General features: G+C 63.8%; 12 protein-coding genes. 7 read left to right on the top strand and 5 right to left on the bottom strand.

Annotated elements, in window-relative coordinates; all coding sequences use genetic code 11:
* The first annotated feature begins 1 nt into the window (after position 1).
* Entirely contained in the window at positions 2–1,849 is a 1,848-nt protein-coding gene (gene asnB, locus JM946_RS15955; RefSeq protein WP_203168335.1) for an asparagine synthase (glutamine-hydrolyzing), read from the top strand.
* On the opposite strand, the gene JM946_RS15950 is transcribed toward asnB, so the two are convergent.
* From JM946_RS15950 to JM946_RS15935, 4 genes are all read right to left on the bottom strand, one after another.
* Positions 1,812–3,551 (bottom strand): hypothetical protein, encoded by a 1,740-nt coding sequence (locus JM946_RS15950; RefSeq protein WP_218042892.1) that lies wholly within the window; start codon positions 3,549–3,551, stop codon positions 1,812–1,814. The two genes, asnB and JM946_RS15950, sit on opposite strands and share 38 nt — an antisense overlap.
* A gap of 13 nt (positions 3,552–3,564) precedes the next feature.
* Positions 3,565–3,948, bottom strand: a complete 384-nt coding sequence (locus JM946_RS15945; RefSeq protein ID WP_203168333.1) for a GtrA family protein — start codon at positions 3,946–3,948, stop codon at positions 3,565–3,567.
* A gap of 14 nt (positions 3,949–3,962) precedes the next feature.
* A complete protein-coding gene (locus JM946_RS15940) occupies positions 3,963–4,913 on the bottom strand; it encodes a glycosyltransferase family 2 protein (protein WP_407700566.1) in 951 nt (316 codons plus the stop codon).
* Between the two features lie 332 nt (positions 4,914–5,245).
* Entirely contained in the window at positions 5,246–6,214 is a 969-nt protein-coding gene (locus JM946_RS15935; RefSeq protein ID WP_203168332.1) for a hypothetical protein, read from the bottom strand.
* Between the two features lie 438 nt (positions 6,215–6,652).
* Here JM946_RS15935 and JM946_RS15930 point away from each other — a divergent pair, with 438 nt between their 5' ends.
* From JM946_RS15930 to JM946_RS15910, 5 genes are all read left to right on the top strand, one after another.
* Complete coding sequence (locus JM946_RS15930) at positions 6,653–7,384, top strand: SGNH/GDSL hydrolase family protein (protein ID WP_203168331.1); 732 nt, start codon at positions 6,653–6,655, stop codon at positions 7,382–7,384.
* Positions 7,385–7,477: 93 nt separating this feature from the next.
* Positions 7,478–8,536 carry a FemAB family XrtA/PEP-CTERM system-associated protein gene (locus tag JM946_RS15925; protein ID WP_203168330.1) on the top strand — a complete coding sequence of 353 codons (1,059 nt, stop codon included), beginning with the start codon at positions 7,478–7,480 and terminating at the stop codon, positions 8,534–8,536.
* A gap of 19 nt (positions 8,537–8,555) precedes the next feature.
* Positions 8,556–9,764 (top strand): DegT/DnrJ/EryC1/StrS family aminotransferase, encoded by a 1,209-nt coding sequence (locus JM946_RS15920; RefSeq protein ID WP_203168329.1) that lies wholly within the window; start codon positions 8,556–8,558, stop codon positions 9,762–9,764.
* Between the two features lie 61 nt (positions 9,765–9,825).
* Entirely contained in the window at positions 9,826–10,839 is a 1,014-nt protein-coding gene (locus JM946_RS15915) for a polysaccharide deacetylase family protein (protein ID WP_203168328.1), read from the top strand.
* Positions 10,836–12,029, top strand: a complete 1,194-nt coding sequence (locus JM946_RS15910) for a carboxylate--amine ligase (RefSeq protein ID WP_203168327.1) — start codon at positions 10,836–10,838, stop codon at positions 12,027–12,029. Before JM946_RS15915 ends, JM946_RS15910 begins: the two co-directional genes overlap by 4 nt.
* An 8-nt stretch (positions 12,030–12,037) precedes the next feature.
* On the opposite strand, the gene JM946_RS15905 is transcribed toward JM946_RS15910, so the two are convergent.
* The gene (locus tag JM946_RS15905) at positions 12,038–12,589 is read right to left on the bottom strand and encodes an arsenate reductase/protein-tyrosine-phosphatase family protein (RefSeq protein WP_203168326.1); all 552 of its coding nucleotides are present in this window, start codon (positions 12,587–12,589) and stop codon (positions 12,038–12,040) included.
* Between the two features lie 187 nt (positions 12,590–12,776).
* Between JM946_RS15905 and JM946_RS15900 the strand changes: the two genes are divergently transcribed.
* The gene (locus JM946_RS15900) at positions 12,777–13,604 is read left to right on the top strand and encodes a class I SAM-dependent methyltransferase (RefSeq protein ID WP_203168325.1); all 828 of its coding nucleotides are present in this window, start codon (positions 12,777–12,779) and stop codon (positions 13,602–13,604) included.
* Positions 13,605–13,693 lie beyond the last annotated feature (89 nt).

Raw genomic sequence — 13,693 nt, 5'->3', positions numbered from 1 at the left:
CATGTGCGGTATCGTCGGTGTGTTCTATCGGGATGCGGCTTGCGATCCCGCCCGCCTCATGGCGATGCGCGACGTGATCTCGCATCGAGGACCGGACGATGCCGGCGACTTCATCGACGGCCCACTCGGCCTCGGTCATCGACGCCTGAGCATCATCGATCTGAGCCCTGCGGGCCATCAGCCCATGTTCACGGCCGACGGTCGTTACGCGATCGTCTACAACGGCGAGATCTACAACTACGCCGAACTCAAGCAGGAGCTCGCAGCGCATGGGGCGCAGTTTCGCAGCAGCTCCGATACCGAAGTGATCCTGGCGTTGCACGCGCGCCTGGGCGACGCCGCCGTCGCCAGGTTGAACGGCATCTTCGCTTATGCGCTCTGGGACAAGGTCGAGAAACGTTTGCTACTGGCGCGCGACCGGGCCGGCATCAAGCCGCTCTACTACAGCGCAACGCTTCGCGGCGTGGTGTTCGGCTCCGAGATCAAGACGCTGTTTCAATCGGATCTGGTCACGCCGCGCCTCAACGAAAAGCGCGTGGCGGAATATCTGCTGTTCCGGCAAGTGGCGGGCTCGGAGAATCTGTTCGCCGATGTGCACGTGGTGCCGCCCGGGCACACGATGGAGATCGTCGGCGGCGTCGCCTCGCCGCCGCGCGAATACTGGTCGATCCGCACGTCGCCCGCCCCCTTTCAGGGCAGCTATCAGGAAGCCGTCGACGAGCTCGATCGCGTGTTGAACCGCTCGGTGGCCCGACAGCTGATGTCCGATGTGCCGCTCGGCACTTTCTGTAGCGGTGGCATCGATTCGAGTCTCACCACCGCCATCGCCGCGCGCCATGCGGGGCGCCCCATCAATACGTTCTCGGTGGGATTTCACGAGGCGGCGTACGACGAAAGCGAGTACGCGCGCATGGCCGCCCAGGCCTGCGGCACGAATCACCACGAGCTGCGCATCGATGAGCGCGACTTCGCCAGCCTGCTGCCAAAGCTGGTATGGCACCATGACCTGCCGCTCAACTTCGCGAACTCAGTGCACATCTATGCGATCAGCGAGCTGGCGCGCAAGCACGTGACGGTGGTGCTGACGGGCGAAGGCGCCGATGAGCTGTTCGGCGGCTATCCGCGTTACTACATCCCGCGTCTGTTGCAAACGATCAATCGCGTCCCTGCCCTGTTGCGCACGCCTGCGCTCGCCATGCTGGCCCGCTCCGGGGATCATCGGTTGCGTAAGCTTGCGGATTTCACTCGCCGGCCGGTGCACGACGCGATGATCTACAACACCACCGGCACCGATCCGTCTTTGGTCCGCCAGGTGGCGCGCGCCAACGGGGCGATGCCGCTCGAATACAGAGAGGAGCGTCTGGCCGATGCCCAGGCCCGTGGGCTCGATGTCGTCACGTCGCTTGCGACCCTGGATTTCCAGACTTATCTGGTCTCGATCCTCAACCGTCAGGACAAGATGAGCATGGCCACCAGCATCGAATCGCGCGTGCCGTTCCTCGACAACGAGATGATCGACTTCGCGCGCAGCTTGCCGCTGCATTACAAACAAACATTGAAGCATCGCAAGCGCGTGCTGAAGGATGTGGCGCTGCGCTACCTGCCTGGCCCGATCATTCATCGACGCAAATCGGGCTTCGGCGTGCCGCTGCAACCATGGTTCGCCGGCAACGGGCCGGTGGGCAAATTGCTGGATGAGGCGCTGCGCAGCCCGGCGATCGCTTCAGCGCTCGATGCGCGCCTGCTCACCGACCTGCTGAGTCAGCACCGCAGTGGCGCCGCCGACCATAGCGAGCTGCTGTGGGGCGTGCTCAACCTGTCGCTGTGGCGAGAGGCTTATCGGGTGTAGTGGACGTCTGCGGCCGCGAGTCGCAGCGGTGCAGCTCATGGAACACGACGTCGCCGATGGTCGCGACCGGCCGATGGCAGAAGCCCGATAGCAACTGCTGGATCCTCTGCCGCGGCCAGCCCATCTCGGCGAGCGCATACCACGGCATCAGATCGTGATCCTTATCGTACAGCCGCGCGACGATCACCCGGCCGCCGGCGTTCAACTGCGCCTCGATCTGCTCCGGCGCGCGGCTGATGTGCTCGGGCGTACCTTCCTTGGCCAGGGCCATGTTCATGAGCACGAGCTTGCGTACGTTGCCTGCTTCTTCGCCGAGCTGCATCCACTTGCGCTGATCCCAGCCCGGGATGATCTCCATGTCTCCGGGGTGCAGCAGTTCGGCATGCTGCCGCTGTTTCTCCAGGAACGAGCGATCCGACATCGGCTGCACGGCGGTGGCCGTGTTGACGACGAGCAGCGCCGGCACGAACGCCATCAAGGCGAATCGGCGCCATTGCCTGCGCCCCCAGGACGGCGTCGCGAGGCCGGTCGCGAATGTGACTTGCGGCATGACGCCCTGCCCCAGCATCGCGAGCATCCACACCGCGGGGAGAATCTGGCCCCAGAAAATATCGTCGCCAGCGACCCACAGGAAGTTGAACGCCAGGTACACCAGCACCCATGCCAACAGGAAACGAACCAGCGGCTCGCTCAGCGCGCGCCGGAACGCGAACCACGCGACGCCCATGACGAAGGCGACCACGGCAGGCGCCAGCAGCAAGCTCAAGGCGATCGTGCCGTAGTTGGGAATGAATTCGAACGGTTGCGAGAACGCCAGCACTTTCAGCACCGTGCCGAGCCCGGCGGTCGCAAGCGTCGCACCGAGCAACGCATTGAAGCCCACCAATGCAGTGGCCTCGATGAGACCCGTGACCGTCAGGTCCAGACCATACAGCTCGTTCAAGCGGCTGGAAGCATCACCCTGATAAGCGGTCAGCCAGGTGTGAAACGCAGCGTCGGTGCCAGACAGCAGATAACCCGCGATGAATATCGGAAATCCGAGCGCCGCCGCACTCGCCCATAACTTGAGCGTGTAGCGCGGCTGCCATGGCCGCATCCCTGCTCCACTGAAACCCACTACGACACCGGCGACGATGGCAAGCGGCAGATTGTTGAACATCACGCCGACCGCGCCGGCCAACAACAATCCGATGTAATAGAGATTGCGCTCTCTCGATTGGCCCCGGCGCGCGGCCGCGAGGAAATCGACGTAGTAATAGATGACACCCATCAGCATGGGCATCTGCACGATGACGTAATACTGATTCACCGTCAAAGTCAGAAACGTGTGCGAAGCGAACAGCCCTCCGACACACAACAGGCGCGTCGCGGGCGAGGCAATGCCGGCGCGTAGCAACGCCGCATGGAAGATCGTCAATGAGATCAGTGTCGCGATGCCGCTCAATATTTCGAAGCTGGCGAGTGGATCGAGCGCGAGCCCCAGCGCCGTGAGCAGCGCATGAAAGTAGTAGCCGATGGGTTCGAGCAGCAGATGGTTCGGATTCCAGAGCAGCTCGGCGCTCTCGATCTGCCGCACCACGCGCTGCGCATCGCCATGCGGCAAGGTGCGGTTGAACACGATGAGATACACCAGCGCGAACGCGACGATGGCGATGCGCTCTGCGGCAGTCCGGGGGGCGGAAGGCGCCGTGGTGGACATCATCTCTCCGAGGCAACTAGTTCGCCGTGCGCGGGCGATAGGTCCACAACCTATGCAGGGTGTATGTCACCGGCGTGACGAACACAGGCACGCACATGATGCCGATGATGTAATGCAAGCCGAGCCAATCGACAGTGCCCGACACGCCCGCGGCAAGCCCTACGCCCAGCAATTGCACCAGCACGAAACGGATCAGCGTCCGTCCATCGATGGAGCTGTTGAAGCTCCACAGCGTATTGATCACATACGAGAACGCAGTGGCCACTGTGAATGCTACTGCGTTGGCGATGGCGGGCTCGGTTTGCGCCTGTTCGATCAACGAGGCGGCGACTACAAAGTGCACCGCGGTGGCGAGCACGCCGGAGAGCAGGAACCGGCGCACCTGGGCTGACAGAATCACCGAATGCCTCGCCGTCAACCGGTCATCTCGGAGACGCGCTCGGAGCCATGCCCCTGCCGATAGCATCGACGCACCAGGTAGGTGGGCCGCTGCTTGCTCTCGATATACATGCGTCCGATGTACTCACCCAGCAGTCCGACGCTGATGAGCTGCAGACTGCCAAAGAACAATATGGCGACCAGCACCGAGGCATAGCCCGGCACGTCGATGCCGTAGATCAGCGTGCGAATCACGATGAAGGCGGCGTAACTGAAGGTCAACAAGGCGCCGATGCCGCCCACGTAGGTCCAGATTTTCAAGGGCGCGGTGCTGAAGCTGGTGATGCCCTCGAGCGCGAAGTTCCACAACTTCCAGCCGGAGAACTTGGTCTTGCCGGCGACGCGCGGCTGGCGGGCGTAGTCGACCGTCACCGTCTTGAAGCCGACCCAGGCAAACAATCCCTTCATGAAGCGCTGCCGTTCGGGCAGCCGTTTCAGGGCATCCACGGCGGCGCGATCCATGAGCCGGAAGTCGCCGACGTTCTCGGGAATCTCGACGCTCGAGAGCTTGTTGTGAACGCGATAGAAGGCCTCGGCCGTCTTGCGCTTCAGGAACGAGTCGCTGCTGCGATCGATGCGACGCGCCAGCACCACTTCGGCGCCCTTGCGCCATTCCTCGATCAGTTTGGGAATCAGGGTGGGCGGATCCTGCAGGTCCGCGTCGATGGGCACGATGGCGTCGCCGCTGGCGGCGTCGATGCCGGCGGTGAGCGCCGCTTCCTTGCCGAAATTGCGGGACAATTCGATCACGACAAAGCGCGCATCCATGCGGCTGGCCGCCACCAGATGCACCAGTGTGTCGTCGCGACTGCCGTCGTCGACGCACACGAATTCGAACTCGATATTGGGCAGGCCGGCGGCCATGGCGCGCAGCGCCTCGTAGTACAGCCACACGCCTTCGCTTTCGTTGTAGAAAGGTGCGACCACCGAAACACGCGCGCCGGCCGTGTCGCGCCTGGCGACAAGAGCCGGAAGCTCGCCTGAAACGGCGGCAGCAGCCGGCGACAGACCGGGCGGCACTGAAGTCACGACCACCTTGCACTCCCCAAGAAACACACGGCCGGAATGCGGCCGCTCGATCCAGCGGTGTGCCTTTTACGCGAAGGACGCCGCTTGCAGCTGTCTATCTAATCACGAAAAGCGCCAATCGGGGAGGAACCGATGGCCAATAGGCGCATGGGGAGCGCGCCGGGCCGGAAAAGCCGCGGCGCCGGCAGTCGGGGACGACCGACCGGCGCCGCGATCACAACACGGTCAGATTACTGCGGCAGATCCGCCGACGAGGTCGCGAGCGCGAAATCGTCGATGTACACCTTCGAGCTGCCCGGGCCGTTGACCGTGGTCGGCGAGCGCAGCATGGTGAACGGCGTACGGTCCGTCGAGTTCAGCGGCCAGGAGAAGTTCGGCGTCACGCCGCCGCGCCAATCGGCCACCTTGGTGAAGCTCGACTGACCGCGCTCCTTGATCCAGGCCTCATACACACCCTGCGAGCCCGAGATGTCGAAGTGCAGGCGCACCTGGTACCAGCGGCCCGCCAGCAGCGGCGTGCGGCTGACGTTCTGGAACAGCTTGGCCTCGTTGCCGTCGTTCACGCGGGTGTCGCGGTCGGCGCTCTGAGCTTCCACCGCGAGGTAGCGGCCGCCGTCCGGGGCGTTCACGCCTTCGAATCCGCCACGGCCCCACATGAAGAGCCAGGTGGGATGGCAAGGATAGTAGCCACGGCACGGATAGATGGTCTTGTCGCGAGTGGCGAAGCGGCTTTCCGGGGTGGCGTAGGTCCAGAACTGGATCCACAGATTGGTCGGCACCGAGCTGGAGCCCTCCCGGCCGTACTGCAGATAGTAGTCGGTCTGGGTGTACGGGAAGTCGCCCGGCGGCGGGTACATGGACGGCACCGACTCCATCACCAGCACGCGCGAGCCGCGGGTGCTATCGGACTGGGTGTAGAGAAAGCCTGCGCCACTGCGCTCGGAGGTATTCTCCGCCTTGGCGAAGGCCCAACCGTTCTGCACGAAGGTCGAGCCGGCGGTGGTCGAGCTGCGGCCCACCGAGTACTCGAAATCGTCGAAGAACAGCGAGCGACCCGGATTGGTCGGCTGCGAGGGCACGCTCGTGCCACCTTCGACCGAGAGGTCTGTCGGCGGATTCGGCACCTGCGCGAACGCGGCGCCGGCGATGCCGAGCCACAGGCTGGCAGCAGCGGTCAGTGATGCAAACTTTCGATTCATAGATGTCGACTCCGATTCCTCATGCCGCCGGACGCCACGGCATTTCTTGGAGGCGAAGAATATAGAGACTGAACGGCGGGCGATAATGTCTCGTATAGCCGACATGAAACGAAGTTGCATCAGGTATGCCCCTAAGATTTTTGCGACTTGCACGCGCACCGGTCGTTTTCTGCGAGCGACGCAAACACTGTAAAAAACGGGCCCTTGACGCGTTTCGTCGCGGCCATGGCGCGAGCGCGAGCGATGTTCGTCGGCAGCGTCGCGGATGCAGCTCACAATCTTCACACCCTATTGTGTCAGGCGGTGACGATGCCGCGATTCCGGCATTGTCGTAAGTCCCTGCTGAGCCGTCGCCGACCGTCGCTTTGATATTTCGTAACAACGAGCGCCTCACGATCCCGAAATCCGGGCCCGGCTAGACTTCGCCGCATGACTGCCATGGCTCCATCCCACTCGAGCGCCGCGCCGCTGCGACCCTTCGGCGTGTTGTTCGGCCATCAGTCGGTCGGCGCCAATATCGTGACTGGTCTCACCGAATTGACACATACGCAGCCGCTCGCCGGACCTCGAATCTGTGATGCCCATCACATGGCGCTCGATGGCAAGTCATCCGACAGTCGCTGGCGGTTGTTTCACTGTCCGGTCGGACGCAACCGCGAGCCAGTGTCGAAGCTCCAAGAGTTCGAGCGTCTGATCGGCGAGAAGTTCGCGTCCGAGGTCGACGTGGCGCTCCTGAAGTTCTGTTATGTGGATGTGACGATCGAGACGGCGATCGAGGATTTGTTTCAAACCTACATGACTCGCATGACGGCGCTCGCTCGATCGCTGCCACAGATCCGATTTGCACATTGCACGGTGCCGTTGCGCGCCGTGCAGCCTGTGTGGCGCGCCACGTTGGGTCGCATGCTCGGCCGTTCCGATCCGGAGGTCGAGCACAACCGCGCTCGCGAGGCGTTCAACCAGCGGCTGCGCGACGCGGTGCCGGCAGCAACGCTGTTCGACCTCGCAGCCCTCGAATCCGGCTCGCCGGCCGGACAGACCGCCGCCGCCGGCCGCGCGCTGCGTGGCGATTGGACTAACGACGGTGGCCACTTGAACGCACGTGGCCGTAAAATCGTTGCGCGCGCTTTTGTCCAATTCCTCGAATCGTTGCGAACCCCGGTGTCCTGAGCCGCCCAGCCCTCATCCAAGCCTCACCCGAGTCCCACCCGAGCAGCCCCTGCGAGCCTTATGTCCTCAGCGTTGACCGAAACTGAGTCCCCCGTGTCGCACCTGGCCGCGCCCGTGGTAAGCGAGGCCGTCGCTGCATCGGAGCGCGCCGAATGGGATGGCTATCTGGCCCGCTGCCCGAGCGCGTCCTTCTATCACCTGTACGACTGGAAGGAAGTGAACTCGGCGGCGCTCGGGCATCGCTCGTTCTACCTGGTCGCTCGTCGTGGCGAGGTCGTCACCGGCGTGTTGCCGCTGACCCTGGTGAGCAGCCTTCTGTTCGGACGAATCCTTTGCTCCCTGCCCTTCGTCAACTTCGGCGGCCCTTGCGCCGACGACATCGACAGTCACCGCGCGCTGCTCCATGCCGCGATCGCCAAGGCCGACGAGCTGCGAGTCGACTATCTGGAGCTGCGCAGTCCCCAGACGCTGCCGGTCGATCTGCCCGTCTCGCTGCACAAGATCAGCATGACCATCGGCCTGAACGCCGATCCGGACGTACTGTGGAACGCCTTCACCAGCAAACATCGCAACAACATCAAGCGCGCGTACAAGCATGGCCTGGCAGTTCGCAAGGGCGGGCAGGATCTGCTGCCGGTGTTCTATGAGATGATGGAGCAATCCTGGCGCAACCTCGGCACGCCGCTCTACCGGCGCGACTACTTCGAACGAATCCTGCGCACGTTTCCCGAGCACACCGCGATCTTTCTTTGTCATCGCAACGACGAGCCTGTGGCGGTGACCTTCAACGGCTATTTCAACGGCACGGTCGAAGGGATGTGGGCCGGTGGCGGCGCGCTGGCGCGGCAACTCGACGCCAACTTCGTGCTGTACTGGGAGATGATCCGTGACGCGTGCCTGCGAGGCTGTCACAGCTTCCATCTGGGCCGCTCCACGGCGGCCTCCGGCGCCGAGGACTTCAAGCGGCGCTGGAATTCGGAATCCCAGCAGCTTCACTGGTACTACCATCGGCCAGGTCAGCCCGCCTCCGCCGCGCTGCCGGCGCTCAACGTGAGCAATCCAAAATATCGACTGGCGATAGCGGCCTGGCAACGCCTGCCACTGGCAGTGACGCGGCAACTGGGCCCGCCGATTGCGCGGCTCATTCCCTGACATAGCGACGGATCTCGCCTTGGGTTACATAGCACCTGCCGGCACGCGCATTTCGCTCCTCGAGGTCCTCGTGGGACTCGGCGTCGGCATCGCGCCCACGAACGCTTTCGATCGTCTGCAGGACGAGCTGGCAACTCGCGCGCGAAAGCCTTTGTGCCGCCTGGTCGCATCCGGTCGCGCGGCCATGACCACGATTCTGCAAGCGATGTACGAGATCTCCCCGGATCGAGGTCGCAACGAAGTCATCGTGCCTGGCTACACGTGCTACTCGGTGCCGGCCGCGATCGCCCGCGCCGGTCTCAAGCCGCGCCTGTGCGATATCGATCCCGCGACTTTGAGCTACGACCCCGCGGCGCTGGCGCGTTTCGATTTCAGCCGCGTGCTGGCCATCGTCAGCGCCAACCTGTATGGCATCCCGAACGCCTTGCACGACATCGAAGCCCTGGCCGCGCGGAATGGCGTATTCATGCTGGACGATGCGGCTCAATCGCTCGGCGCCAGGCTCAACGGCCGGGCAGTCGGCGGCTTTGGCGACGCCGGCCTTTATAGTTTCGACAAGGGCAAGAACATCACCACCATTCAAGGCGGCGCCATCGTTGCCGGACCACCGCTGGCCGCCGCCATGGAGCGGCACTGGCAGGCGCTCGATGCCGCCTCCACCGTGGAGACTCTGTCGCTGTCGGCCAAGATGCTGGTGTACGCAACGTTGCTTAGACCGTCGCTGTACGGCGTGGTCCATCGCCTGCCCTTTCTGGGCCTTGGGCGCACCGCCTACGAGCCTCGATATCCCATCGCGCGCTACAGTCGCGCACTGGCGAGCCTGGCGGAGCGACAATATCGTCGGCTCGACGCGATCAACGCGGTCCGCACTGCCAATGCTGGCCGTCTGCGCGATGCGCTCAGTGCAACTCGCGGGGTGAGAATGGCGCAGCTACTGCCCGGCGCGGAGCCGGTGTACGCGCGCTTTCCCATGTTCGTCACTGAGTCCGCACGACGCGCCAGCGTGGTCGAAGCGCTCGATCGCGCCGGCATCGGCGCCACCACGTCTTATCCGAATGCACTGGCGGACGTTCCGGAAGTGGCCGCCATGGTGCCCGCGCAGGATTTGAACACGCCGGGCGCCAGGGAAGTGGCCAACACCATCGTTACATTGCCCACGCACGGCTATTGCCCGCCGGATCTGGCCGCCCGCGCGGCTCGCGTGGTCAGCGAACAACTCGGCCGATGAGCAACCTCGACGCTGCTGCCCTGGACAATCTGCACTCCAACGACAAGGTCTGGGTAGACACTTGAAAGCGATCGTTCGACGGCTCATCGCGAGCGTCCTGTACTACTCCGGCGCCCTGTGGCTGCTGGCGGCCCGCAATCTGCGCGGGCGCGTCGTCGTGCTCATGTATCACCGCGTGCTGCCGAAGAACCTCGACTCTCATTCGGCCCGCGCCATCGTGGTGAGCGTCGAAACCTTCAGCCGGCAGATGCGCTTTTTGCGTCGGTTCTTCAATCCATTGACGCTGGAACAGTTCGACGATGTTGTGAATGGTCGCCGTCCCTTGCCACCGAAAGCGTGTCTCGTGACGTTCGATGACGGCTGGTTCGACAATCACGCTTACGCGTTGCCTCTGCTTCGCGAGCACGGCGTGCCGGCGGTGATCTTCGCGGCGACGGGCTACGTGGGCACGGAACATTGCTTCTGGCAGGAACGGCTGACCCGCGCGTTGTTTCTTTTGCGCAAGCAGACCAAGGCTGCAGCGTTCCTGCGCGAGATCGGCGGCGAACACCTGGCGCAGGTCGATGAAGCTTCCGCGCGCGACGCCACCCGCTCGCTGGTTACACAAATCAAATCGCGGCCGGCGGCAGAGATCGAATCGCTGACCGCGCGAGCGTTCGAGCTGCTGCGAGAGTGTTCCTTGCCCACCGATCACGGCGACGATCGCTTCCTCACGTGGCAGGAGGCTGAAGAACTCGCGCACAGCGATATGGTGCGGATCGGCTCGCATGCCCACTCGCACACGCCTCTGCCTCGGCTGACGCAGCTCGATCTGCAGAAGGAGCTGACCGAGTCACGCAATGAACTGATGCGTCGGCTACGCTCGCCTGTTGCAAGCTTCGCGTACCCCAATGGCGATTACAGCCCGGAAAGTGTGAGCGCGGTACGGCAAGCCGGCTATTCGCTGGCGTTCACCACCGATTCGGGCTACGCGCGGCCCGGCGCGGATCCATTGCTCATCCCGCGCGTGAATATCCACGAGGGCGGCACTGCGACCTCGGCAGAATTCCTGTGCCGGATCCTGCGTCTGCTATGACCACGCTGCGCGTATTGATCACTGACGCCGACAATCGTTCGGCGCTCGCCGCGACCCGATCTCTGGGCGCTCGCGGTCACGCCGTCGTCATTGCCGCCGAACGTCATCCGGCCCTGGCGTCGGTGTCGCGTTACGCATCCGCCGTTGAAAGCTGTCCGAATGCGTCGACGGATCCGCAGGGATTCGTTGCGGCCATCATGCAGATTGTCGCGCGCCAGCGCATCGATGTGCTGCTGCCGATGACGGAGATCACGACGCTGCTGTTGACCGAGCATCAGCATCTGCTGCCGGAGCATTGCCGCCTGCCCTTCCCGCCGATGGAGTGTGTGGCGCGAGCGTCCAACAAAGCCTATGTGGTGCAGGCGGCCGATGAACTGGGCGTTCCCACGCCGGCGACTCGGATCGTGAACTCTTCGAAGGAAGCATTGGCGCTCGCGGAAACGCTCGAATTTCCCGCGGTGATCAAACCCGCCCGCTCACGAGTGCAGACGCCGGACGGTTGGATCTCGACCGCGGTCAGCTACGCCGCGAGCCGGGAGATCTATGTACAAAGGGTGCAAAGCCTGCGAGCAGAGGAATATCCGCTGCTGATCCAGGAGCGGATCCAGGGACCGGGCGTCGGCGTGTTTGCGTGTTTCGATCAGGGCCAGCCGGTCGCATGGTTCACTCACAAACGCATTCGGGAAAAGCCGCCCTCAGGCGGCGTCAGCGTGCTGCGTGAGAGCGCGCCGCTCGATCCGGCGGCCGTCGATCACGCGACCAAGCTGCTCACTCACCTCGGATGGCACGGCGTCGCGATGGTCGAGTTCAAACGCGACGATCGAGATGGCTCGCTGCGCTTGATGGAAATCAACGGACGGTTCTGGGGCTCGCTGCAACTGGCCATCGACGCGGGCGTCGACTTCCCCGCCCTGCTGGTCGAGATGGCGGCGGGCAGGCATCCGGCGCCGATCGCCGCTTACGATGTGGGTGTGCGCAGCCGCTGGTTCTGGGGCGATGTGGATTCGCTGCTCACCGTCATGCTACGCAGCCGCGCCGCGCTCAACCTGCCGCCGAATCATCCTGGCCGCCTGCGGACGCTATGGAACTTCCTCAAGTTCGGCGGCAAAAAACAGCGCGATGAAATCCTGCGTTGGAACGACGTGAGACCCTGGATGTTGGAAACACGTCGATGGCTGGGCGGCAAGTGAGCCTCTGATCAACCGCCCTGTCGAATGCGCTCGACGAAGCCGCGCCCCGCATGTAACAAACGTTCGGTGATTGCCGCCGCCGACTGGTCGGTGAGCTGATACGGATCGACGACCTCCACAGGTCCGTCGCACAGCGCGCCGGCCCAGATGTATTTGCGCGAGTCCGCGCCCGCCTCTTCCAGCGCGGCCCAGTTGTGGCGATCCATCAGCAGGATGGCGTCGGCCCAGTCCAGATCTTCCTTTCGCAGCACCGCCGACCGATGCTGTTGCAAGTCGACGCCGAGGCGCGCCGCTGCCGCGACGTGACGCTCAGGACATGGACGACCGCCCACCGGATGAAAGCCAGCCGAGCGCACTTCAGCGACGCCCTGCAGAGCCTCGCTCAGATAGCGTCCGAGGAAGGCGCTTCGATAGATATTGCCGTAACAGATGACAAGGATGCGATGGACGGGCCCGCCCGCAAGGCGCGCGTGTGTATCGGCGCGAGCGCGCCGAACCGCGCGGAGCGCCGCGAAGCGCCGTCGAATTTTGTTACAGATCGTCCGCAACGAAGTAAACACATTCAGTACCGAGGCCCATTGTCGGCCCACTATTATGCGTGGCGGGTTGCGCTCCGGCCATGGCTCTCGTGACGCATCCGCACTTCCCCTCGATACCCTGGACATTGTGTCGCCGAGGCGAAAAACTCACGCCTGCCGATCTCGACTTTATTCCGATCCGACCCTTGGCAACGAGTGGGCGTACGTTATGTCAGTCGATGTGCGAACTCGCGAAGAACCCAAACGAGTGCTCCAGCAGATGGAGGTGCACAGCAAGTGGGTGGACCACTTCCGTGGCAAGGAGAACGAGCCCTTCTATGACCTCGCCTTCGACTTCATCGCCCGCCAGTTCGGACCGCCCGACACCGCCGATCCGGTGATCGACGCGGGCTGCGGCTCGGGCACCAAGTCGCTGCATCTGGCCCGGCGCGGCTATCGGGTCATCGGCCTGGATATTTCCGAATCCATCCTCGAGGAGGCTCGCAAGGCCGCGACGCAGGCGGGCCTGGCTTCGCAGATCGAGCTGCGACGCGCCGACCTGACCAACACCGACCTGCCCACCCAGAGCGCCCGGCGCGTCATTTGCTGGGGCGTGCTGATGCATGTGCCCGCCATCGACAAGGCGGTAGCGGAGCTCGCCCGCATCGTCGCGCCCGGCGGCACGCTCGTGATCAGCGAAGGCAACCGGCGCTCGCTGCAGTCGGTCGGCTTGCGGACCTTGAAACGCCTGCTCGGGCGCCAGCGTGGCGAGTTCGTCGACACGCCGGCCGGCCTGGAACATTGGGAACAAACATCGTCCGGTCGTTTCATGACGCGACAGGCGGATATTCCGTGGCTGATTCGCGAATTCCAGCGGCACGGCCTGCGACTGGAACGGCGCCAGGCGGGCCAGTTCTCCGAGATCTTCATGTTGCTGCCGTGGAAGTTCGCCCGGCAGCTGGTGCACGCGTTCAACAACACCTGGTTCCGTGTCATGCCCTGGGGTGGGCCCGCCTACGGCAATCTGCTGGTGTTTCGCCGACCGCCGAGCCTCTGAGCGCGGCCCGAAGAGTTTGCGACGCATTCGCTGTATTGCGCCTCGAGAGTCTGTATCGTTCCCGGTCTGACAGCCGACGAATTCAGCGG

Source organism: Steroidobacter gossypii, assembly GCF_016801985.1.
GTDB classification, from domain to species: domain Bacteria; phylum Pseudomonadota; class Gammaproteobacteria; order Steroidobacterales; family Steroidobacteraceae; genus Steroidobacter; species Steroidobacter gossypii.
Note: the sequence above shows the minus strand (reverse complement) of the source record. Positions and strands in the feature narration are given on the sequence as shown.

Coding starts and splice junctions, on each gene's coding strand:
- asnB (WP_203168335.1), top strand. CDS start 2: ATGTGCGGTATCGTCGGTGTGTTCTATCGGGATGCGGCTTGCGATCCC.
- JM946_RS15950 (WP_218042892.1), bottom strand. CDS start 3,551: ATGATGTCCACCACGGCGCCTTCCGCCCCCCGGACTGCCGCAGAGCGC.
- JM946_RS15935 (WP_203168332.1), bottom strand. CDS start 6,214: ATGAATCGAAAGTTTGCATCACTGACCGCTGCTGCCAGCCTGTGGCTC.
- JM946_RS15930 (WP_203168331.1), top strand. CDS start 6,653: ATGGCTCCATCCCACTCGAGCGCCGCGCCGCTGCGACCCTTCGGCGTG.
- JM946_RS15910 (WP_203168327.1), top strand. CDS start 10,836: ATGACCACGCTGCGCGTATTGATCACTGACGCCGACAATCGTTCGGCG.
- JM946_RS15900 (WP_203168325.1), top strand. CDS start 12,777: ATGTCAGTCGATGTGCGAACTCGCGAAGAACCCAAACGAGTGCTCCAG.